Origin of the sequence: Paenibacillus sinopodophylli (assembly GCF_005930355.1) — a bacterium.
GTDB classification, from domain to species: Bacteria; Bacillota; Bacilli; order Paenibacillales; family Paenibacillaceae; genus Pristimantibacillus; species Pristimantibacillus sinopodophylli.
In genome coordinates, this window is the sequence record NZ_VDBO01000001.1 from 2,183,581 (window position 1) to 2,206,231 (window position 22,651).

21 protein-coding genes are annotated in these 22,651 nt (G+C 47.0%); 6 read left to right on the plus strand and 15 right to left on the minus strand.

Going from position 1 to position 22,651, the window contains the following annotated elements; translation table 11 throughout:
* Positions 1–119: 119 nt before the first annotated feature.
* Both icd and citZ read right to left on the minus strand, forming a co-directional pair.
* Positions 120–1,415, minus strand: coding sequence for an NADP-dependent isocitrate dehydrogenase (icd, locus tag FGT79_RS09660; RefSeq protein ID WP_138752455.1), 1,296 nt, complete (start codon positions 1,413–1,415; stop codon positions 120–122).
* Between the two features lie 187 nt (positions 1,416–1,602).
* Complete coding sequence (citZ, locus tag FGT79_RS09665) at positions 1,603–2,715, minus strand: citrate synthase (RefSeq protein ID WP_138752456.1); 1,113 nt, start codon at positions 2,713–2,715, stop codon at positions 1,603–1,605.
* A 309-nt stretch (positions 2,716–3,024) separates the two neighbouring features.
* Between citZ and FGT79_RS09670 the strand changes: the two genes are divergently transcribed.
* Positions 3,025–4,572, plus strand: a complete 1,548-nt coding sequence (locus FGT79_RS09670) for a Ppx/GppA phosphatase family protein (protein ID WP_138752457.1) — start codon at positions 3,025–3,027, stop codon at positions 4,570–4,572.
* Here FGT79_RS09670 and ppk1 read toward each other — a convergent pair.
* The 9 genes from ppk1 to FGT79_RS09715 form a co-directional block, all read right to left on the minus strand.
* On the minus strand, positions 4,544–6,610 hold the full coding sequence (ppk1, locus tag FGT79_RS09675) for a polyphosphate kinase 1 (RefSeq protein WP_138752458.1): 2,067 nt from the start codon (positions 6,608–6,610) through the stop codon (positions 4,544–4,546). The genes FGT79_RS09670 and ppk1 overlap by 29 nt on opposite strands.
* Positions 6,611–6,769: 159 nt before the next feature.
* Entirely contained in the window at positions 6,770–7,162 is a 393-nt protein-coding gene (locus FGT79_RS09680; protein ID WP_138752459.1) for an FxsA family protein, read from the minus strand.
* A 107-nt stretch (positions 7,163–7,269) separates the two neighbouring features.
* A complete protein-coding gene (locus FGT79_RS09685; RefSeq protein WP_138752460.1) occupies positions 7,270–7,737 on the minus strand; it encodes an acyl-CoA thioesterase in 468 nt (155 codons plus the stop codon).
* A gap of 226 nt (positions 7,738–7,963) precedes the next feature.
* Positions 7,964–9,718 carry a pyruvate kinase gene (gene pyk, locus FGT79_RS09690; protein ID WP_138752461.1) on the minus strand — a complete coding sequence of 585 codons (1,755 nt, stop codon included), beginning with the start codon at positions 9,716–9,718 and terminating at the stop codon, positions 7,964–7,966.
* 94 nt (positions 9,719–9,812) lie between these two features.
* Positions 9,813–10,883 carry an acetyl-CoA carboxylase carboxyltransferase subunit alpha gene (locus tag FGT79_RS09695; RefSeq protein ID WP_138752462.1) on the minus strand — a complete coding sequence of 357 codons (1,071 nt, stop codon included), beginning with the start codon at positions 10,881–10,883 and terminating at the stop codon, positions 9,813–9,815.
* Positions 10,873–11,742: an acetyl-CoA carboxylase, carboxyltransferase subunit beta gene (accD, locus tag FGT79_RS09700; RefSeq protein ID WP_138752463.1), complete on the minus strand. Its 870-nt coding sequence runs from the start codon at positions 11,740–11,742 to the stop codon at positions 10,873–10,875. Before accD ends, FGT79_RS09695 begins: the two co-directional genes overlap by 11 nt.
* Before the next feature lie 40 nt (positions 11,743–11,782).
* On the minus strand, positions 11,783–11,974 hold the full coding sequence (locus FGT79_RS09705) for a hypothetical protein (RefSeq protein ID WP_053374720.1): 192 nt from the start codon (positions 11,972–11,974) through the stop codon (positions 11,783–11,785).
* Between the two features lie 95 nt (positions 11,975–12,069).
* Positions 12,070–12,561, minus strand: coding sequence for a phosphatidylglycerophosphatase A family protein (locus FGT79_RS09710; protein WP_138752464.1), 492 nt, complete (start codon positions 12,559–12,561; stop codon positions 12,070–12,072).
* 195 nt (positions 12,562–12,756) lie between these two features.
* Positions 12,757–16,413, minus strand: a complete 3,657-nt coding sequence (locus FGT79_RS09715) for a DNA polymerase III subunit alpha (RefSeq protein ID WP_138752465.1) — start codon at positions 16,411–16,413, stop codon at positions 12,757–12,759.
* A 138-nt stretch (positions 16,414–16,551) separates the two neighbouring features.
* Here FGT79_RS09715 and FGT79_RS09720 point away from each other — a divergent pair, with 138 nt between their 5' ends.
* The 3 genes from FGT79_RS09720 (at position 16,552) to FGT79_RS09730 (ending at position 17,776) form a co-directional block, all read left to right on the plus strand.
* Complete coding sequence (locus tag FGT79_RS09720; protein WP_138752466.1) at positions 16,552–16,878, plus strand: YtrH family sporulation protein; 327 nt, start codon at positions 16,552–16,554, stop codon at positions 16,876–16,878.
* Position 16,879: 1 nt separating this feature from the next.
* Positions 16,880–17,395 carry a sporulation membrane protein YtrI gene (locus FGT79_RS09725; RefSeq protein ID WP_138752467.1) on the plus strand — a complete coding sequence of 172 codons (516 nt, stop codon included), beginning with the start codon at positions 16,880–16,882 and terminating at the stop codon, positions 17,393–17,395.
* An 84-nt stretch (positions 17,396–17,479) separates the two neighbouring features.
* Positions 17,480–17,776, plus strand: a complete 297-nt coding sequence (locus FGT79_RS09730; RefSeq protein WP_138752468.1) for a YtpI family protein — start codon at positions 17,480–17,482, stop codon at positions 17,774–17,776.
* Between the two features lie 15 nt (positions 17,777–17,791).
* On the opposite strand, the gene FGT79_RS09735 is transcribed toward FGT79_RS09730, so the two are convergent.
* Together FGT79_RS09735 and FGT79_RS09740 are read right to left on the minus strand one after the other, a co-directional pair.
* The gene (locus FGT79_RS09735; protein ID WP_425464994.1) at positions 17,792–19,153 is read right to left on the minus strand and encodes a DRTGG domain-containing protein; all 1,362 of its coding nucleotides are present in this window, start codon (positions 19,151–19,153) and stop codon (positions 17,792–17,794) included.
* An 89-nt stretch (positions 19,154–19,242) separates the two neighbouring features.
* Positions 19,243–19,716 carry a hypothetical protein gene (locus tag FGT79_RS09740; RefSeq protein WP_138752469.1) on the minus strand — a complete coding sequence of 158 codons (474 nt, stop codon included), beginning with the start codon at positions 19,714–19,716 and terminating at the stop codon, positions 19,243–19,245.
* 230 nt (positions 19,717–19,946) lie between these two features.
* Between FGT79_RS09740 and FGT79_RS09745 the strand changes: the two genes are divergently transcribed.
* Positions 19,947–20,300, plus strand: a complete 354-nt coding sequence (locus FGT79_RS09745; RefSeq protein WP_138752470.1) for a helix-turn-helix domain-containing protein — start codon at positions 19,947–19,949, stop codon at positions 20,298–20,300.
* Between the two features lie 109 nt (positions 20,301–20,409).
* Here the strand turns inward: FGT79_RS09745 and FGT79_RS09750 are convergent, their stop codons facing one another.
* On the minus strand, positions 20,410–20,694 hold the full coding sequence (locus tag FGT79_RS09750; RefSeq protein ID WP_138752471.1) for a hypothetical protein: 285 nt from the start codon (positions 20,692–20,694) through the stop codon (positions 20,410–20,412).
* 89 nt (positions 20,695–20,783) lie between these two features.
* Positions 20,784–21,119: a YlbF family regulator gene (locus FGT79_RS09755; protein WP_138752472.1), complete on the minus strand. Its 336-nt coding sequence runs from the start codon at positions 21,117–21,119 to the stop codon at positions 20,784–20,786.
* A 153-nt stretch (positions 21,120–21,272) separates the two neighbouring features.
* Here FGT79_RS09755 and FGT79_RS09760 point away from each other — a divergent pair, with 153 nt between their 5' ends.
* Positions 21,273–22,643 (plus strand): YheC/YheD family endospore coat-associated protein, encoded by a 1,371-nt coding sequence (locus FGT79_RS09760; RefSeq protein WP_138753023.1) that lies wholly within the window; start codon positions 21,273–21,275, stop codon positions 22,641–22,643.
* Positions 22,644–22,651: the final 8 nt, after the last annotated feature.

Sequence of the window (22,651 nt, forward strand, 5' to 3'; positions counted from 1 at the left end):
CTATTCCTCTTTAGAGCACAGAGCGGAAAGTGTCCCTGAAGGGACACTATTCCGCTCTGTGTAGAGATCTTGATAGGTTATGCAAGTTGATTGAAAGCCATTCTGAATGAATGGTTAGACTACATGTTTTTGATGATTTGGTCTGCGAACTCGGAGCATTTCACTTCAGTTGCGCCTTCCATCAAACGTGCGAAGTCGTAAGTTACTGTTTTGTTGTGAATCGAAGCTTCCATACCTTTATAGATAAGGTCAGCCGCTTCCTGCCAGCCTAGGTGCTCAAGAAGCATTACGCCAGATAGGATTACGGAACCTGGGTTTACTACGTCAAGGTCAGCGTATTTCGGAGCTGTTCCGTGAGTCGCTTCGAAGATTGCGTGTCCAGTCAAATAGTTGATGTTCGCGCCTGGAGCGATACCGATACCGCCAACTTGTGCAGCAAGAGCATCGGACAAGTAGTCGCCGTTAAGGTTCAATGTTGCGATTACGTCGAAATCAGTAGGACGTGTAAGAACTTGTTGCAACGCGATATCAGCGATTGCGTCTTTCACGATTAGCTTGCCAGCAGCTTCAGCATCTTTTTGTGCTTTGTTAGCTGCGTCAGTGCCTTCTGCTTCTTTGATACGGTCGTACTCGCCCCATGTGAACGTTTCGTTAGCGAACTCTTGCTCAGCCACTTCGTAGCCCCAGTTTTTGAACGCGCCTTCTGTATATTTCATGATATTGCCTTTGTGTACAAGCGTAACGGATTTTTTGCCGTGCTTGATTGCATATTCAATTGCTGCACGAACAAGGCGTTGTGAACCTTCTTTGGATACTGGCTTGATGCCGATACCAGAAGTTTCTGGGAAACGGATTTTGTTAGCTCCCATTTCGTTTTGAAGGAATTCAATTACTTTCTTCACTTCAGCGGAACCTTCTTGGTATTCAATACCCGCGTAGATATCCTCAGTGTTTTCACGGAAGATAACCATGTCAACAAGCTCAGGACGTTTTACTGGGGATGGTACGCCAGTGAAATAACGAACTGGACGCAAGCAAGTGTACAGGTCAAGCTCTTGACGAAGCGCAACGTTCAATGAACGAATGCCACCGCCGATAGGCGTAGTCAATGGACCTTTGATCGCAACGATATATTCGCGGATAGCTGTAAGCGTATCTGCTGGCAACCATTCACCATATTGATTGAATGCTTTTTCGCCTGCAAAAACTTCGTACCAAGCGATTTTTTTCTCGCCGTTATAAGCTTTCTCAACAGCTGCATCAAGAGCGCGTTTCGAAGCCTTCCAGATATCACGGCCAGTGCCGTCACCCTCGATAAAAGGGATAATTGGGTTGTTTGGTACGTTAAGCACACCGTTGTCAATTGTAATTTGCTCGCCTTCAGTTGGAAGCGCGAATTTTTCGAACTGAGCCATGAATGAAATCCTCCTTGGATTGGAACCTGCTCAACAAGCAGATCAAATAATTTTTATTTTTGCAACAATTAATCTTTCATATGTACAGCTTTATAAAAGATTATATAAAGGATGAGGAAACGAACAGTTTGTCCGCCCCCTAACCATTGTATCTCAAGGTGAAACGGCTGTCGCCTTCTTTTGGCGACTAGCGCTGTTCAATTGGAATATACTTCGCGTTAACCGGCCCAACGTAATCTGCACGAGGACGAATCAGACGGTTATCTTGGTATTGCTCTAGAATATGAGCACTCCAGCCTGACACACGACTAATAGCAAAGATTGGCGTGAACAAATCGCGTGGAATTTCTAGCGTTGTATAAACCGAAGCGGAATAGAAGTCAACATTTGGCTTCAAACCTTTTTGGCCAGTAACAAGCTCTTCAATTTTAACTGACATTTCATAAAGCTCCATATTGCCAGTCAATTTGCCAAGTTCACGCGACATTTTTTGCAAATGCTTCGCGCGCGGATCACCATTTTTGTAAACACGGTGACCAAAGCCCATAATCTTGTATTTGTTAGCAAGTGCATTGCTGATGAAGTTCTCAACGTTAGCCGTTGAACCAATCTCCTCCAGCATAACCATTACAGCCTCGTTCGCGCCGCCGTGAAGTGGACCTTTCAAAGCGCCAATCGCGGAAGTTACGCCTGAGTAAATGTCAGACAGCGTTGCAACGGTTACGCGTGCTGCGAAAGTCGAAGCATTCAATTCATGATCGGCATGCAGAACAAGTGCTTGATCAAGCGCTTTGATAGCCACCTCTGCAGGCTCCTTGCCAGTAAGCATGTATAAGAAATTGTAAGCGATCGAAACGCCTTGCTTAGGAGCAACGGGCTCCAATCCTTGACGAATACGTGCGAATGCTGCAATAACCGTTGGCAGCTGCGCCTGCAATTTGATGGCTTTTATTTGGTTCGCTTCAGGAGACATATCGTTAGCCGATGCATCGTACAAGGCCAGGCTGGATACTGCAGTCCGTAGAGCAGCCATGGAATTTGTATCTTTTGGATAGAGTTTGATTTGATCAATTACACCCTGAGGGATTGCAGCATATTCATCCAATTGCTTCTGCAAGCCGTCAAGTTCAGAACGATTGGGCAATTTTCCGTACCAAAGTAGATAAGCGACCTCTTCAAATGTAGCGTTTTCAGCGAGATCGTCAATATTAATTCCACGGTATGTCAATACGCCATCAATAATCGAGCTGATGGACGACGCCGCTGCGACAATTCCTTCCAAACCTTTAGTTGCTGTCATCGTTCTCTCTCCTTTAACAAGTGGTATCGTTAACAATAAAAGGGTTTCGTTTTTGTACCATCGCCTTTAATCATAAATGATTTTGACAACGATGTGAACAAATAAGGACATAAAAATGCTTTATCGGCATCATTAATATTTTTTTCGCTTATTATTTCAACACATCGTATCGTAAGCTCCAGCAGCATTTTTCCCTATTCGTCTCCATTTTAGCCGAGACATAAACTATTTTTACAGAATCGAATATAGTGGTAAAATGTCATATAGAGAACGTAAGCGAGCAAAATTTGCTGTATTTGGAGGCACTACATGACGAAACAACGTATCGGTATTATTGACATAGGCTCCAATTCAGTTCGGCTCGTCGTATACGAGAAGACCGCAAACGGTGCTCATCGTGTGGCGGACAGCAGCAAACGTCCTGCCAGATTAAGCGAACGCATTGACGAAAAAGGCTGTCTTACTGAAACATCGATCGAAGAGCTTATCGACACACTGAACTATTTTACCATGATTTGCACGCATAATCATACAAGCAATGTTCGAGCAGTCGCAACCGCTGCTATTCGGAACGCAAATAATCGCTCCGAAATACTCGGACGCATCAAAGCCGAAACGGGATTGACGATTGAATTGCTGTCCGGCGAAGAAGAAGCATCCTACGGTTTTCTTGGAATGATCAATTCCATGAACATCAAGGACGGGTTGCTAATCGATATAGGCGGCGGAAGCACAGAGCTGTCCTTATTCCGTAATCGCACGCTCGTTCACTCCGTTTCTTTCCCATTTGGCTGCGTGAGCCTCAATAAACGCTTCGGCACCAAAGGCATGCTTCAAGATGATGAACTAAAAGCACTGGAAACGCTAGTCAGCGATGCGGTGCGGAATGAGCCTTGGATTGGCGAGTCGCCTGGTCTACCCCTTGTTGGAGTAGGAGGCACTGTACGGGCTCTTGGCAAAATGCATCAAGCTGCCTACAAATATCCGTTCCCGCAGACTCATAACTACCCTGCTGCTTCTGAGCAAGTGGATGAACTGTTCCATCAAATACGCAAGCTGCCGCTGGACAAAAGACGCAAGCTGCCTGGCTTGTCCAAAGACCGTGCGGATGTTGTCGTTCCCGGTGTAGCTATTCTACGCGTCTTGTTTCGCGCTGCTAAAGCTGCGTACTATCACATCTGCGGTGCAGGGCTGCGCGACGGTTTGTTTCATGCAACGCGGTTTCCTAATCAGCCTAAGCTTGACGATGTGCTTCATTACAGCCTGACGAACTTGAGCGCTCTGCATCCAGAAGCGCCAAGACAGCATGTTGAGCAGGTCAACCGACTTGCGCTGACGATCTATGATGCTCTTTATGCTGTAAACCCGATGCCCATACAAACGAGAGTATTGCTTGATACAGCCTCTCAGCTGTTCCGGATCGGTGCAACCATCGATTACTACGAATATGCGCGGCATTCCTTCTATCTCATCGTCAACTCTCAGTTAAACGGACTTACTCACCGAGAGATGATTATGACCGCGGCAATCGCTTCTTTCAAAAGCAAAGGCCGGGCTCGTCAGCACATATCCGAATATAAGGAGCTGCTGAACGATTCCGACCTTGATATGATTTATAAGCTAGGTGCGCTGCTGCAATTGTCAGCCGCACTTGACCGCGGTGAAACCCAAGCCATTACTCAGATGACTGTCCAGCTATCAGGCAGCCAACTGTTTATCAGCCCTATTGAACCGCTGGGAACACTTGAAGTGGAACGACGTGAAGTGATTGAGCTTAGCTCCGAGTTTAAGAAGCTATGGGGACTTGTTCCCAGCCTCAATGAGACTGCTAAGCAAGTCCCTTCCACGTTGCAATAACCTTTGCTTCGAATTGGCTGCGGAACGGCTGCTTATCAGCATGTGAGATGTGCTCATAAGTACCGTTCGGCTGCAGCTGGCGAGCTTTTACATTATCATCAATATTTAGATGAAGCATTTTGATCAATATTTGTCTAAGCGACGGGTCAAACACTGGACATATGAGCTCAATTCGTCTCGTCAAATTCCGTGTCATCCAGTCCGCGCTGGACAAATACACCTCTTCTTCTCCCCCATTATGGAAATACATAATTCTAGCATGCTCGAGAAAGCGGTCTACGATGCTGATCACTTGAATGTTCTCGCTGCGTCCCGGCACCCCTGGCCGCAAACAGCATACTCCGCGCACGATAAGTACGATTTTCACCCCTGCTTGAGATGCCTCGTATAACTTATCGATCATTTCCTGATTGGACAGTGAGTTCATTTTGGCAATAATACGGGCCGGTTTGCCTGCAATCGCGTTTAATCGTTCCCGGTCTATTAGACGATACAGCTTTTCCTTCAGATCCGACGGTGCAACGCCGAAAGCTTTCCATTCATAGGGGGACGAATACCCTGTCACCTCATTGAACAAAGCCGAAGCATCGCCGCCAATAATCGGATGCGAAGTGAACAAGCCGATGTCCGTATACAATGTAGCCGTGCTGTCATTATAATTGCCTGTGCCAACATGCACATAACGACGCAGCGTACCTTGCTCACGCCTAACGACCAGCAATATTTTCGCATGCGTTTTTAATCCGACCAAGCCGTAAACAACATGGCAGCCTGCTTTCTCAAGCTGGCGCGCCCAAGCAATGTTCCGCTCCTCGTCAAACCTCGCCTTGAGCTCCACGACGACCGTTACTTGCTTGCCGGCTTCGCCTGCCTTAGCAAGAGCTTGAACGAGCGCAGACTGACCACTGACGCGGTATAAGGTCATTTTTATAGCGAGCACGTCCGGATCATATGCCGCTTGCATAACAAAATCGTTAACGGCGTCAAACGACTCATATGGGTGGTACATTAATACGTCGCGCTGTCGAATGACCTCGAACATATCGTCTGTTTCATCGAACTCTCTTGGGTATACAGGCTCCAGTTTCTCGTAGCGCAAATTATCATTTCCTGGAACCGCCGCTGCAAATTTCATTAGAAAGCTAAGATCCAGTGGGCCGTCAATTTCGAATAAGTTATCCTCAATCTCAAGCTCCTCCGTCAGCATCTCTAGTGCGTAAGGATGCATCCCTTTCGCTACTTCAAGCCGGACCGGAATGCCCCAGCGGCGCCGACGAAGCTCCTTCTCAATTTCTTCGAGCAAATCCTCAGCATCCTCTTCATTCAGCGTAATGTCCGCATCCCTAGTGAGCCTGAATGGATTAACCGAGAAAGGAATATAGCCGTTAAACAACGTATCAATAAATTGTTCGATTAAATCCTCGAGCAGGACAAACTCTGTTTTTTTGCTATTGATTCTGCCCGGAACAGGAACGAATCTCGATAAGATGGAAGGCACCTGCACGATAGCAAACAGCGGTTCTTCCTCCGAGTCGTTTCCTTCTTGCTTAAGGAGGACAGCCAAATACAATTCTTTCGTATGAACGAGCGGGAACGGTCTACTTTGATCGACAGCCATCGGTGTTAAGACAGGAAATACGATTTCATGAAAATAGTCCGATACGGCTTTCGTCTGCGTCACGTTCAGCTCTTCAATCGAACGAATAAATATGCCTTCACGGCTTAATCCGCGAAATACTTCTCTGTATGTACGGTATTGATCGTTAACCATTTGTGTTGCGCGTTTAATGAGCCGCTTCCAAAGTCCTGACGGCGTATAACCCGTGAAATCTATTTTTGATAAACCGGCTCTCATTTGCATTTGTATACCTGCAACTCGTACGCTCATAAACTCGTCTAGGTTGCTCGTCACAATCGCTAGAAACTTGGCTCTCTCCAGCAGTGGGTTGTTCGGATCCTGAGCCTCTTGGAGAACTCTTCGGTTGAATTCGATCCAACTTAGGTCACGATTTACATAGTTGGATAAAAGCTTGGTCATTTCTCACGCCTCCTGAGTAATTTTGCGAAATTAACCTGCTTTTATAGCATACGCTGCAGTATGCGTATCAAGACTGCCGCAAGAAACGACAACTTTCTCTTCTATTATGAAGCAGAACTATTATTGCCATGTTAACCTTTTGTAAATATGGCGTAAATATTAGAACCTTCCTATCTTAAAATTGCCGTTTCTCATTCTTTTTTCGATCCAATGCAGCATCATTTGTCTATAGAACAATCTCGTCGGTGGAAAGAGCAGCGTAACACCTACTATATCGGACAAAAATCCCGGCATAAGGAGTAATAGGCCTCCAGCAAGCACACAAAGACCATCGAGCATGGTTTGTCCTGGGATTTGACCAGCCTGCATTTGGCGCTGGGCCTCGCCCCACACTCTGCGTCCTTCTGCTCTAGCCAGATAAGCGCCGGCAAGTCCCGTCACGAGAAGGATAAGCAAGGTATTCCATCCACCGATCCAACTACCCATTTGAAAGATTCCCCATAGTTCGATAACAGGCACAATAATAAAAACCGCTAGCAGCCATTTGTACATAATTGGACCTCCTTAAAAGTTTGCGAAGCAAACTTACTTCGTAAGCATTAGCTTGGTTTGCCAAGCAAACTTACTTCGTAAGCATTAGCTTGGTTTGTAAAGCAAACTTACTTCGTAAGCAGCAGATTATACAGCTCGGGCATTACTTTATTTAAGCGGGCGGGCTGCCAAGCAGCATTCACCCACACATGCTTCGTTCCGCCTTCTACAAGCAACTCACCGGGCAATTGCTCGTTACCCGCAATCTCTCGTGCTTGGAAGTTCATATCTGAGATTCTTCTTACCTGTGACTCAAAAGTGACGCGCACAGGCGTGCAGGCAGATATGCGCGTGCAGACAATGACCGTATCATCATAGCGCGCTGGTAAGATGTAGCGACATTGCAAATCAACAACAGGCAGCAGCAGTCCCTGCCCTTCAATTTCTTTATAGGTATAACCGGCATTTCTTATCCATTCAGTACGTCCGATTTCAAACCAGGTTACATAATTCCCATGGAATACAACGCCCATTTGATCCGTTTCCTGATACCGAACGCGCAGTGGATGTACATACCAACTAGTATGTGAAAGCATTTAACCCCTCCTGACATCAACCAAGGTGAAACGGCTGTCGCCGTTCTTTGGCGGCTCAGCGCGTTTCAGTCCGAGAAATATAAGCGGAGTATAAGGGTCAAACTTATACTTTCTTATATTTTGAATTAAACAAGCATATAAGATCATGAATTAGCAAAAAGCGACGGTGAGATTCACCATCGCTTTAAACTTCTACTTATTGAATTATTTTAAAGTACTTTAATCATTAAAATACTTTAGATTGGCCGTGATAGATAACACCAGTTTCGCCGTAGATGGTAACTTCCATTCCATCTTTAAGCAATTCTGTCGCGTTCGAGATACCTAGAATAACTGGGATTCCAAGGTTTAGGCCGACTACTGCAGCATGGCTCGTAATTCCGCCTTGCTCTGTAATAACCGCTCCAGCTTTCTCGAAAGCAGGCATATATTCTTTATCTGTCGAAACGGTAACCAAGATCGAGCCTTCAGTCGTTTTTGCAATCGCTTCTTGTGGTGTGCGAGCTACAACGATTTTACCGATAGCCGTTTGGCTGCCGATACCTTGACCTTGTGCCAAAAGCTCACCGATATGGTGGATTTTGATAAGGTTTGTTGTACCAGCACGGCCAACAGGAACGCCTGCTGTGATGACAACTGTATCACCAAGATTAAGGAATCCTGTGCTCAAGCCGCCTTTAACCGCATTTTCGAACATTTCATCCGTTGTATCAGCATCAGGACCAAGAACAGCGAATACACCCCAAATGAGTGATAGACGACGCAATACCTTCTCGTCAGTCGTTACAGCAATAATCGGTGCTTTCGGCTTGTACTTCGCTACCATGCGAGCTGTGAAGCCGCTTTGCGTCGAAGTAATGATTGCTTTCGCTCTCAAATCAAGTGCAGAGTTTGCAACAGCTTGGCTGATTGCTTCTGTTACTGATGTTTGTTGAGCGTTTGCTTGTTTCGTGAATATTTCACGATATTCCAAAGCTGCTTCAGCGCGCTCTGCAATACGTGCCATCGTTTGTACGGATTCAGTCGGGTAACGTCCCGCAGCTGTTTCACCAGACAACATGATTGCATCTGTACCGTCGAAGATCGCATTCGCAACGTCACTCGCTTCTGCGCGAGTTGGACGAGGGTTGCGTTGCATGGAATCAAGCATTTGTGTAGCTGTGATAACCGGCTTACCTACAAGGTTACCTTTTTTGATCATATTTTTCTGAACGAGTGGAACTTCTTCTGCTGGAATTTCTACGCCAAGATCTCCACGAGCTACCATCAAACCGTCGGAAACCTCAAGAATTTCATCAAGGTTGTCTACGCCTTCTTGGTTCTCGATTTTGGAGATGATTTGGATATGTCCTGCATTATGGCGCTCAAGCAGCTCACGAATTTCAAGCACGTCGCTTGCTTTACGTACGAAAGAAGCTGCAATGAAATCTACGCCTTGCTCGATTCCGAATACGATATCATTCGCATCCTTCTCCGTAATACCAGGCAAAGAAATTTTCACTCCAGGTACGTTAACGCCTTTTTTACTTTTGATTGGGCCGCTGTTTACGATGCGGCAAAGAATTTCTGTTCCTTTAACTTCTTCTACTGTCAAACCGATCAAACCATCGTCGATTAGAATCGTCGAGCCGATTGATACATCGTTTGGCAAATTGTTGTAAGTAATGGGAACACGATTGCGATCGCCTAGAATTTCCTCAGTCGTCAACGTGATCGTGTCGCCTTGGTTCAATTCAATAGGCTCTTCTTTGAGCTTGCCTAGACGGATTTCTGGACCTTTCGTATCAAGCAATACCGCTACTGAAGTGCCGAGTTCGGCATTTGCAAGGCGGATGTTTTTGATACGGTTGCCGTGCTCTTCGAAATCTCCGTGGGAGAAGTTAAGACGGGCAACGTTCATACCTGCATGAATAAGTTTTTTTGTGTTTTCCAACGACTCGCTGGATGGACCGATTGTACAAACGATTTTAGTTTTGCGCATGTTAAGTTTCCTCCGTAAATTGCCTGATATTCTATTCTATACTGACATGACACCCCACTGCTTGTACAGCGAAATAATCAATTTTACATATAATTTACTGAACGGTTGGTGTTGCCTCTTGCGATTGAACAGATTGTTGCTCCGTACCTTCAGTCGATTCATCCTTGCTAGGATCGGTTTCAGCCGTTTCTAACACCTCAAGCGGCTTCTCCGCAATTTTGAATTGCCCTACCTTGCGGAACTTATTATAACGGTCTTCAATCAATTGCTCCGCTGTCAAAGGAAGAAGTTCTTGTAAATGAAGCCACAGCTTCTCCTTAATTTGCTCAGCTTGGAATTCCAAATCCTTATGTGCTCCGCCTTGCGGCTCAGCTATAATATCTTCAATGATACCGAACTCCAGCAAATCCTTGGCTGTAATCTTCATCGCTTCAGCTGCTTGATCCGCCTTCGATGCATCCTTCCACAAAATAGATGCTGCACCATTCGGCGAAATAGCACTGTAAATCGCATTCTCCAGCATTAACACGCGGTTACCCACACCAAGTGCAAGAGCACCGCCACTGCCGCCTTCGCCGATAACGACACATACGATAGGCACACCGAAACCCGCCATCTCACGCAAATTTCGTGCAATCGCTTCAGATTGACCACGTTCCTCTGCTGTTTTGCCAGGATAAGCGCCCTTCGTGTCAATAAAGGTAATGATCGGACGTTTAAATTTGTTCGCCTGCTCCATAAGTCTAAGCGCCTTGCGGAAGCCCTCTGGGTGAGGACTGCCGAAGAAACGTGCAATATTCTCACGCGTATCTTTGCCTCGTTGATGACCAATGACTGTAACAGGAACGCCATTCAGCTTGGCAAGACCTCCAACGATCGCAAGATCATCTGCGAACAAACGATCGCCGTGAAGCTCCATATAATCAGTAAAAACCGTCTGAATAAAATCAAGCGAAGTTGGACGCTGATGATGGCGTGCCATATGCATTTTTTGAGCAGGGGAAAGCTCACTGTACAGTTCTTCCTCCAGCTGCTTGCACTTCTGCTCGAGCCCGCGAATCTCTTCCGTGAAGTCAATACCCTTCTCCACGCTCAGCGTTTTCAGCTCTGTAACCTTCTGCCGCAAATCGTTCAACGGTTTTTCGAAAGGCAGCTCACCCGCCATAGGATGTTTCCCCCCTTGCGACATGCATATCAAGCAGCTTCGTTAACGTAGGCTTCATATCTTTGCGGTGGACAACCTTATCCAATTGGCCATGCTGCAAATTAAATTCAGCCGTCTGGAAATCATCAGGCAGCTTCTGGCGGATCGTCTGTTCAATGACGATTCGACCGGCAAATCCGATTAAAGCACCAGGCTCGGCCAAATTATAATCACCTAAGCTCGCAAAGCTAGCCGATACCCCACCTGTAGTAGGATCGGTAAAAATTGAGATAAACAAACCACCAGCACCTTGAAATCTAGAAAGCGCTGCGCTTGTTTTGGCCATTTGCATCAGGCTGATAATGCCTTCCTGCATCCGGGCGCCGCCGGAGGTTGAGAAAATGAGAAGCGGCAGCTGTTTGGCGTGAGCCGCTTCAATCGCTCTTGTTATTTTCTCTCCAACGACGGATCCCATACTACCAGTAAAGAAATCAAAGCTCATAACGGATACGACAACCGGAAAACCGCCGATCGTACCTTCTCCTGTAATGACAGCATCGCGAAGATTCGATTTGTTCTTCTGCTGCTCAAGCTTGCTGGCATATCCAGGGAAGTTAAGAGGATCGACGGATTCCATATCCGCATCGTATTCGAGCAAATGCCCGTCATCTAACGTCAAAGCGATACGTTCCCAAGCGGTGAGACGAAAATGATGTCCGCAGGAGGAGCATACCTTCAAGTTTTTCTCTAGTTCTTTGCTGTACTGAATGGTGCCGCACTTGGAGCACTTATTCATTAAGCCCTCAGGAACCTCGCGCTTGCGCGGCTCCGATGGTATGGTTGCATACTTCTTCTTCGTAAATAGATCCTTTATTTGCACGTGTGACACCTCTCAAGGCGCAATAGTATAAAGCTATCCATCATAAAGGGCGCATAATGGAGTTAAATACTTCTTGTACTTCCTCCAACTCTCCTGATGGAACCAGTATCTCGTATTGCTGTTTGGACAGATTGACAGAGCGGATTTTCACCAAAAATCCTTCCTCCGTTAGCCGCTTCTTGATGTTATCTGCGATTTTTGCTGTTGGTGCGATATAAATGACCGTCCACATCATGGTACCTCCTGAAAACTTTGCTTCCGCAAAGCTCACTTACTAAGCATAGCTATCCCGGTAACAGGCCATATGATCTCATAATGATACCATAGTCATGGCGAATCCGGCAAATGATATCGGATCGCTTTCGGGTCCTGATGCGCAATTCTGGCCGATGCAGCAGCGGCTAATCCGGCAACCAAGTCATCCAAAAACACATGAATGCGCTCGCCTTTCACATTCAATTGACGAATAATACCGGGTTTTACTTTATCCAAATATCCGAAGCTCGTCAATCCAATCATGCCATAAACATTCGTTATCCCGAGCGCCAGTGTCTCATCAACGCCATATAGCGACTCATCGGTTTCCATAATTGACTGCAAGGGCTCGGGCAATAATTTGCGCTCTGCCAGCTCATCTAGGGCAATGCCCGTATACATGACGTATTGAACCTCGCGCTTGGCAAGTACTGCCCTTACGCTCTCCTCGCATTCTTCCATTGTTAAGTCGGCATTGTAGGGACGCTGAAGCGTATAAACAATTTCGGATACGTCGTCGATCGATACCCCTCGTTTTAAGAGCCATTTCTCGATTCCTGTCATCGGACTCATCCCTCCAGTAGCTGCTTGTACGTTTACCCTTGGAAACATTGGCGTGAGCAGATGACATTGTCCTAAACATAAGGTTCTCGAGTAAAGGAGCATCATTGCCATCGTCACTTGTATCTCTAAACATATGCAAGTACGAGCCCTTACGTGCACAAGAAATACTTTTGTTTCCAAGACAACGGGAATAGGCTATCTGACGATAATCGTCCCTGCGCCAAGCAGCTTCTCCGCAGCAGCAATAAGCTGAGAGGACGGCTTAACACGGTAGCTGTCGCTAAGAGCGATAGACTTCTGACTTTGCTCATAGAACAACACGGTTGCAAGCTGACCAGGGTGACTTGCGAGCAACACTTTAAGCTGCTCCAATATCACTGGCTGCTCCATCTGGGACGAGATTTTGATATAGGCACGCTGCGGCTTACGATCTGCTTGGAGAGTCGTTTTCACTCCCTCTCCAACAGCAGCCACGGTATGATCCGCACCGGATACTAACGTTGCTTTGCTTCTTAGTGGCTGCCCATTGCGTGCTTCCGCTGAAGCAGGCGTACTTTGCGCTGCCGTTTGGCTTGAAGCAGCCCCACTGCTGCTTGTGCGTGCCGCGCGCGCTTTAGCCTGCTTCTGCAGCCTTGCAGCATGCTCTCTGAGATCCATATCGGTATCTGCAATGGGCACACAATCCTCCACTAGAAGCTTATAATCGTCATCTTGCTGCTGAACAGTTGCCTGAATGATCGCAAGGCCGCCCTTCGCAAGCTTGCTGCCGATCCGTTTCCATACCGCCGGGAAAACAACTGCTTCAACGCGCATGATTCGGTCCTCCAGCTCGATAAAACCCATTGAAAGACCTTTCTTATTCGTGAAAGGTTTAATCGATACGACCATTACACCAACAATCGCGATGGTGCCATCCTTCGCATCGCTCAGCTCCAATAGTCGATCAAGACCAAGCGGTGCAAGCTGCTGCTCCGCTGCATCCAGTGGGTGGCCCGATAAGTATAAGCCTAGCAGCTCCCGCTCGAAATCCAACTGCTGTCCAGTCGTGTACGGACGTATATCCGGAAGCTCGACATCCCAGTTCTGAATTTCGTCCAGACCGAACATTTCGATTTGCAGCTCCTCGCGTTCCTTGCGCCATTTGACTGCTGTTTCCACCGTTTCCTCAAGTGCGGCCAGCAACTGGGCACGATGTCCAGGAAGTGTGTCGAAGGCTCCCGCTTGAATAAGAGACTCGAGAACCCGCTTATTCACGACGCGCAAATCCACTCTTTGACACAGATCGAGCAAGCTCTCAAAGGGACGTTCTTGACGCTCTTTCATTAGCGCATCAATCGCCTGAGTACCTACGTTTTTAATCGATGCTAAACCAAAGCGAACGGCCTGCTCGGTCGGTGTGAATGAAACGCTGCTTTCATTTACGTCAGGAGGCCATACTGCAATGCCCATGCGGCGGCATTCATCCACATATTCAGCTGTTTTACGCTGGTTTCCGGTGACTGAAGCAAGCATCGATGCCATGAAAGGAATCGGATAATTGGCTTTAAGCCAAGCTGTCTGGAAAGCAAGCACGCCGTATGCTGCGGCATGTGCACGTGGAAAACCATAATCAGCGAATCGAACGATCATATCATAGACACGGTTAGCCTCTTCATCCGAATACCCTTGCATGAGGCTTCCCTTTACGAAATGTGCACGCTCCTCGTCAAGCACTTCCCGCTTTTTCTTGGAGACGGCGCGGCGCAGTAAATCAGCTTCACCTAGCGAGAAGCCTGCCATCAAGGATGCAATCTGCATGATCTGCTCCTGATACACAATGATCCCGTAGGTTTCCGATAAAATCGGCTCAAGCGAGTGGTGAGGATATTCTACAGTAACAAGTCCATGCTTTCCTTGTATATATTTAGGAATAAACTCCATAGGACCTGGTCGGTAGAGGGCTAACACAGATACGATATCCTCGAATTCCGTCGGCTTCAGCTCCTTCAGCACCCGCCGTACACCAGCTGACTCAAGCTGGAATATACCCGTCGTATCGCCTCTGCTGAGCATGGCATACGTCGCAGGATCATTATCGCTAATCGATTGAAAGTCGATGATTTTGCCATGCTGCTCTTTAATCGCTTGAAGTGCGCGCTCCAATATGGAGAGCGTACGAAGTCCGAGAAAATCCATTTTGAGCAGTCCAATTGATTCCAGATGCTCCATCGAATACTGAGTCAGCGGAATTTGCTCGCTGCCAGTCTGAATCGGCGTATGGTTCGTTAGCGGCTCCTGCGAAATAACAACACCTGCAGCATGCGTAGATGAATGCCGAGGCATTCCTTCTACCTTTACAGCCATCTTGAGCATGCTAGCCGTCTTAGGCTGACGCTCACTGGCTTCGCGCAGCTCGCTGCTCATACGAAGTGCCTCTTCCAGCGTAATGCCGAGTTGATTCGGAATAAGCTTGGCTGCACGGTCTACCTCATGGAATGGTACGTTCATCGCTCTTCCTACATCCCGTACAGCCGCCTTTGCCGCCATCGTTCCGAAGGTAATAATCTGAGCGACATGCTCATCTCCATATTTAGCTGCCACATAGGCGATAACCTCATCACGGCGCTCATCGTTGAAATCGATATCGATATCGGGCATAGAAATACGCTCAGGATTCAAAAATCGCTCAAACAACAGCTTATATTTCAGCGGATCAACATCGGTAATTCGCAGCGTGTAGGCAACTAAGCTGCCCGCAGAAGAGCCGCGTCCCGGTCCCGTTCTAATCCCGCTTTCATGAGCAAAGCGAATAAAATCCCAAACGATTAGAAAATAATCGCTGAATCCCATCTTATCAATGACGGAGAGCTCATATTCCAGCCTCTGCTCTGCTTTTTGCATAAACTCCTGATCTAACGGCAATCCTGCATATCTTGCCGCCAAGCCGTCTATGCATAGCGCAGCCAAATAGTCTGAAGAGCTCATCGCAGACGGTACTGGACGGAATACGGGAAGAGCTGCCCTGCCAAAAGTTAGTTCCAGCTCGCATTTATCCGCAATTTCAATGGTGTTCGATATAGCTTCTGGTACATGCCGATACAGCAATGCCATTTCTTCCGTGCTTTTCAAATACATCTGGTCGGAATGCATACGCAATCTGCCTTCGTCTTCCGTTGTTTTGCCTGTGCCTATACATATAAGCACATCCTGCATCACAGCGTCCTCAGCTTGCAAATAATGAACATCATTAGTCGCCGCAAGCTTAACTCCTACAGCTTCAGCCAACTGAATCATCGCCAGATTGACCTTCTTCTGTTCGAGCAGGCCGTGGTCCTGAAGCTCCAAATAGAAATCATCGCCAAAAATCTCTTTATAACGCAGAGCGCTTGTCCGCGCTTCCTCGGTTCGATCATGCAGCAAATGCTGGGATATTTCACTCCCAAGGCATGAACTCAGGCAAATCAAACCCTCAGAATGGCTTCGCAATACCTCAAAGTCGACCCTCGGCTTATAGTGAAAGCCCTCCAAATGACCGATCGAGCACAGCTTCATCAAATTACGATAGCCTATTTCGTTCTTGGCTAGCACGATCAAATGATAAGTAGGATTGTCTTTCCGCGCACCCTTCTCAAACCGTGAACCGGTCGTCAGATAGAGCTCACACCCGATAATCGGTTTAATGCCTCTCGCCCGGCACGCTTTATAGAACGGGATTGCCCCGTACATGACTCCGTGATCAGTTAGTGCTAGCGCCTTCATACCTAGCTCCGCCGCTCTTGCCGTAAGGTCACGGATTCTAGCTGCTCCGTCAAGCAAGCTGTATTCGCTATGAACATGCAAATGTACGAAAGATGGTTCGTTTTGACCGCTCATTGCATCCGATCCTTTCCGCGATGTCCAAATAAGTAACTCTATTTTATCATAATCACAGTGGACACGCCCATAGAATGGTAGCAGGGCGTTCGATGCAGGCTGCCTTGTTCCATTATTAAAGATCGTGGAGGGATATAGATGAGCTACTTCTTGTCCAAAGCAGGGCTTGATTTCTTTATTGCATTTGGCGTTGTCATGGGGGGATCTACACTTGCGGGAGTCGGATCTGTTTTCATGCTTCTTCCTCCGGCGACGACAATGCTCGACACAGCTGCAAGACTAAAAATATGGGCGATCGTAGCCGCAATTGGCGGCTCAATCGATCCTGTACGGGTCATCGAAAGCAATATTATGGAGGGACATTTATCTCCTGCTGCGCAGCAGATTTGTTTTATTATTATTGCATTTCTTGGGGCGCATTTGGCGACGGAGCTCGTTCGTTTAATATGCAAAGGAGCTGCGTAAGATGCGTATGCCGCCGTTTGACCGATTTGTCAGAGGGATGCAAATGGCGGGCATTCTGACACTCGGCATAATCATAGGCGCGATCCTATATAATACGATTTTCATTGCACGTTTCGAGGCGTTAATTACCTTGAAGAGTGAGCTAGAGGTTAAGCTGGAGCAATATGAGCAGGATATGAAACACTTAAAAGAATTTAAAAATCAGCATACGGTAATAAAGAGCCTGCTGCCGCGCATCGAGAAAGAAGCCGGACAGGATTCGAAGCGGCCTCGACTTGACCAAGTTACGGAGGCTGAGCTTATCAAACGGATTAAAGCAGATCTCAAAATCTTCATAGGCAGAAGCATTTATGAAATCGATTCCGATGCCAGCCTCGCACGCAGCCTGCTCGAACAAAAGGTTTATATGGATGTATATAACAAAGATTATTCTATCGAGTTGAATACGATTCTGGTGGTTGATAACGACCTTCAGGTGTGGGTTAAGGTTCGAGGGTATACGAAGCCGCCTGCTTAGGCACACAGCATTCATTCATGTTACAATAGGGCTGACAATCACGAAACATAGCCGTTATTATTCCACTTAAAGGAGCTGCAAGTTTTGGATCAACTGCTGCAATGGGTGTTCGTTCCAGGCATCCTGATTTCACTAGTCCTCTCTGCCATATTCAGCTTCAAATCCCGCCGATCCTCTGATGCGAGAACGAGAGGCCTATTCTCGGCACGAATGAACATAAGTATGGGTACCATGCTCATGTTCATCGCCCTCGTACAGCTGTTTCTGTCCGGGGAATCCACGCTGCGCATCGTCATTGGTGCGATCTTCTTAGTCCTCGGTGTATTCAATCTGTTCGCCGGCCTTCGCAATCTAAGTGTTTACAGCACAACTAGACATTAAGCTTCGCTTCTTAAATCAGTAGGGATCAATCATTTGGGCCGTCATCATCGCTTTGGCGGCCAAGCCCTTCCCATCCTTCACTTCGATTTCAAGCTTCGTAAACTTCCTGCTCATCTCAAGCGCTCTTGGAATGATCGTCACCTCGCTGTCAATCTGCACCGGTCTTACGAAATAAGTCGTCATACTCTCCAGCAGATAATCCCGCTTCGCTGTTTCCCTAATCATTCTGCGCGCCGCCTGCGTCATCAACGTTGCCAGCATTCCTTCTGATGCCATCCCAAGCGCTCCCGACATCTGAGGCGTAATAATGCCCTTGTAAGCAATGCCAAGCTCGTCATATCCAGAAGCGTTGACACTCGCTGTAGCGAGAAAGCCTGTCCACATCAAATCCTCAAAGGTTTCGCCAGATTCAGGCTGTTTGCCAGCAAATCGCATCGCGTCCAATACTTCCTGCCTCGTCACTACTCCAAGCAGCTTGCGGTGTCTATCTACGATAGGAAGCAAATCAATGCCCTCTGCCGCCATCGTATGGGCAGCCGACGTAACCGTAATATTCGGCGCGGCCGTAATGGGATGCTTGGTCATCACTTTATCGATCGTTCCATCCTCAGGGGAGCCTATTGCATCCTTGGCCGTCATCATGCCTACAACCTTGCTTCGATCATCTACGACTGGAAAACGCGAGTAGCCCGTTTCCTGTGAGAGTCTATGAAATGCTGTAATGGATTGCCCCATTCGAAGCACATCTGCTGGCTTGCTGAATGTTACAATATCCTCAATGAGCATAATCTTACGTTTGATAAGGCGATCATACATCGCTCGGTTAATCATGGAGGCAACAGTAAAAGTGTCGTGCCGTGACGTAATAATAGGAAGAACGCGGTCATCAGCAAGCTGAATAATCTCTGCGCTCGGCTCGAAGCCCCCGGTAATAAGAACGCCTGCTCCTTCCTCAAGCGCTAAGCGGTGGGCTCCCATTCTGTTACCTACAATAAGCAGGCTGCCTTGGTCAATGTAACGAAGCATAGCATCGAGCTCCATCGCACCAATGACGAATTTGTGCAGAGACTTATCGAGTCCCGCAGCACCGCCGAACAGTCTGCCCTCAACGATCTCAGCTACTTCGCCAAATGTCAGTTGATCAAGCGCTTCCCTGCGCTTACGGTCGATTCGAACCGTTCCGATACGCTCCCTCGTACTGACAAGTCCTGAGCTCTCCGCTTCCTTGAAAGCCTTGTAGGCTGTTCCTTCACTGACACTAAGCGCCTTCGCGATAGCTCTGACTGATATTTTCGTTCCAATCTTGAGTCCTTGAATATAGTTTAGAATCTGCTCATGTTTCGTAATTGTATCGTTACTAGGTCCGATTGGAGCCAATGTATGTCCTCCGTCCAACTTTCAATCATAATGGTCTAATTATAAGTGAAAGCTCGGAACAAGTCATGTTCTTGTCTGCTGTTCATCGTCTACAACTGCCATTGCAACAATACCTGCTCTACTTTCAGCTTCCCGTCAATTGCCTGCTCTTCCGGTCTCCTAAATCTCCATTTCTTGAGCAACTGCTGAAGCGTGTGCGTATTAATAGAGTCCTCTGCGCCAGACATAATAAAAGCCTGCCAATCGTACTCTATCGGAAGTGGATAACGTAAGGATTGAATGGGATACTCACTCAATTCAATCACTTGTGCCGGAATTTCATCATATATATTCGAAAATAAGAATGAGCTGTGCTCGCTATAAGGTCTGGAAATAATGTCTGATTTCAGATCAATCACATATTCCACAATTTGAGTATGGGGATTAACGCGGCAACTGAAGGACCCGCGGGCTGTTATCGCTTTATCGACGCGATGAGACAAGCGATAGGTGAATTGAACTAAAAAGGGTACGTTATTGTAATAAGCACGAACTTTTCTGAAAAACTCGAATTCATCAACCATTTTACAACCTCCTCGCGTCAACAATTTTGCCCTTTATTATCCTACCATTATTATTGGAATTGGTAAATTGATCCTTAACAGGTAATCATCATATTAGAATGATACTTTTTTACACAATTATAGTAAATAGTCCATCTATTAGTCAATGACTATAGTCACTTTTTTTATTATCCTCTATAGGACGTTGTTGGTAGACTCCTAAAGTTTTATCGTTAGACTGAGGTGAGAGCATGAGTGAAATTGCGGGGCTTGTTGGCGAGAATATTCGTCAGTTGCGTAAAAAAAGAGGGTTCAGTCAGGAACAGCTCGCTTTACGTGCTCACATCAACTCATCCTATATGGGACAAGTTGAGCGCGGCGAGAAAAACCCAACGATTGATGTGCTCAGTAAAATCGCGGAAGCGCTTCAAATGCCCTTAGAGAACATCGTAAACGTCGTTAGTTTGGCAAACTCTGATAGAGAGCCGCTCGAAGACGGTTATGCTACAAAGGTGGTTCATCAAATGAACGGCCTCAGCTTAAAGGAGCAGGAAGCCGTCTACCGATTCGTAAAGCAGCTCGTTCAATTCAAAGATATGCAATGAACGGGAATAAGATAGGCTTGTACAGACAAGAAGCTGCCCAATAGTCATCTAGGATGACATTGAGCAGCTTCTTTGTTATAGCGTCCTTGAAAAATAGTGATAAATCCGATCAGCCGCGTACTCTTCTGGAGGCTGATGCCTTTTGAAGAAGCTTTTGTTCCCATAGAAGAGCTTTCGCTTTCTTTATACGGGCCAGCTCCTTCCGTTTCTCTTCTCCCATCAGAAGCGCATTGACATTAGCAATGACAATCAATGACGCGAACACGAGCCATACAAGCCCGAATACACTCATCAAGCTCCATGGCGCAGTCAGCTCCAGTCGCGGAAACGCATATACAAGCATCGCAAGCGCAACAATCAAATACAATACGTGACGGACTTTTCCGTTAACCATCTCATTCAACTCCTCCATAACGTCATAGATGAACAATCACCTTGTCCCTATGACTATTCTATGAAGGACGGACAGGTTATATGACTCCCTTAATCTACGATCGACTTCAGCACGTCAGACATAATGCGGTTCACATCTTCGAATACGACAGCAAAGCGACGCTCAGCATCAAGAAGCTTGCCAATCAAAGGGTTAAGCGTAATGACCTCGTAGAGCGCGCTCATCTTCTCCATATCCTCGGTAGACGGCTCTTCGCCGGCCATCATTTTCTGCTGCAGAAACGTTTGACGCTCGCGGAAATCATCCAGCATACTCTTCGCTTCAGGATTCGCTTCTGCCTCTTCCTTCGCAAGCTTCAACTGACTTGCCTCTTCACTTTCCTTGAGCGTTTTCGCTAATTCATAAGCTTTGTCATAAACATTCATTCGAATCTCTCCCATTCCTATTCCCAAAATAATTCACACTCGTCTTCGATTCACAAAGGGATAGATGTCCTCATATGATGAAGTAATTCGTGTAAAACACCTATAGGCCGCTAACCACTTATCGTCATCCTCCTGCTTGGAAGGAGATTTATGATGCTCAAATCGAAAGTAGCCGTACAGGTGATCAGCTCCGGCATGCTTCCTGAGGATACACTCATGCTAGGCGAAGCTCAAGTCAAGCAATGGAAAATCCCTCAAGGTCAGCATATCCTCTTGAAGTTCGGCGCGTTTCGGCAGCATGTGAAGGTCATCCCTGTCGCGAAGTATGACGGGATGAGAATGAGCCAAAGCTTAGCCAGACTAATGGGAATAACAAACGGAACGGTTATTCGGCTGCAGTACAAAGCCAACACGTCAACGCTTGTTATGGGGCCATTGATCGGTGTGCTCATCAGTCGGGATTATCCTCATATGCCGGATAAACCTTTTGGTTCCATCACAATGTTCTGCAAGGAGCTTGTTGAAGCCTGCACGGCGCAAGGCGCATACGTTTATTTTTTCACGCCCAATCAGATCGGTTCAAGTCTTGACAACCTCGACGGCTGGGTGTACGAGGGCGGCTGGCGCAAAGTCACGATGCCTGTCCCTGACGTCGTCAATAATCGTCTAACCTCTCGAAAACTAGAGAACAGACCCAGCGTCCAACATTTCATGAAGGAAGTAAAACAGCAGCATCAGACGAGTGTGTTTAACGAAAAATTTCTCGATAAGACCGAGGTTTTCGACGCGCTCAAAAAGGATGAAACCTTGGTACGCTATTTGCCCGAATCTCATTTGCTACGCAATTACACGATGATGAAATCCATGTGTTCGCGTTATAGCAGCGTATTTCTCAAGCCCGTTCGCGGCAGCTTAGGCAAAGGAATCATTCAGATTATACGACTCGACAATGGCACTTATCAAGCGATGTACGCAACAGCGGCAGGAACGCGCAAGCAGCCCTATACCAGCTTAGTTAAGCTATTCTCTACGATCTCGGTCAAAATGAAAACGGTACGGTATCAAATCCAGCAAGGACTGCAATTGATTGAAATTCAGAAGCGGCCGGTAGATTTCCGCGCTCTCGTCCAAAAAAATGCAGCCGGCAAATGGACGATAACTTCGATCGTGGCACGAACTGCAGGCACCCATCACTTCGTTTCTAATTTGGCGCGCGGCGGAACGCTCAGTACAGTTGGCGAGGCCGTAGCCAAGTCTAATCTGCAAGCAGGTGTCAGCAGGAAAGATGCCGCCCAGCGGCTTCAGCAAGCTGCATTAAATATCGCACGCGGAGTCGATACACAAATTCCGGCACATTTCGGCGAGCTGGGCATTGATCTTGCCATGGATACAAGCGGACGCGTATGGCTGCTTGAAGTGAATTCCAAGCCATCCAAAAACGATAATACGCCGCTGAATGACAACAAAATACGTCCGTCGGTCCGCATGATGATTCAATACTCCCGATTTTTGTCGGGCTTTTGATGGGGGCG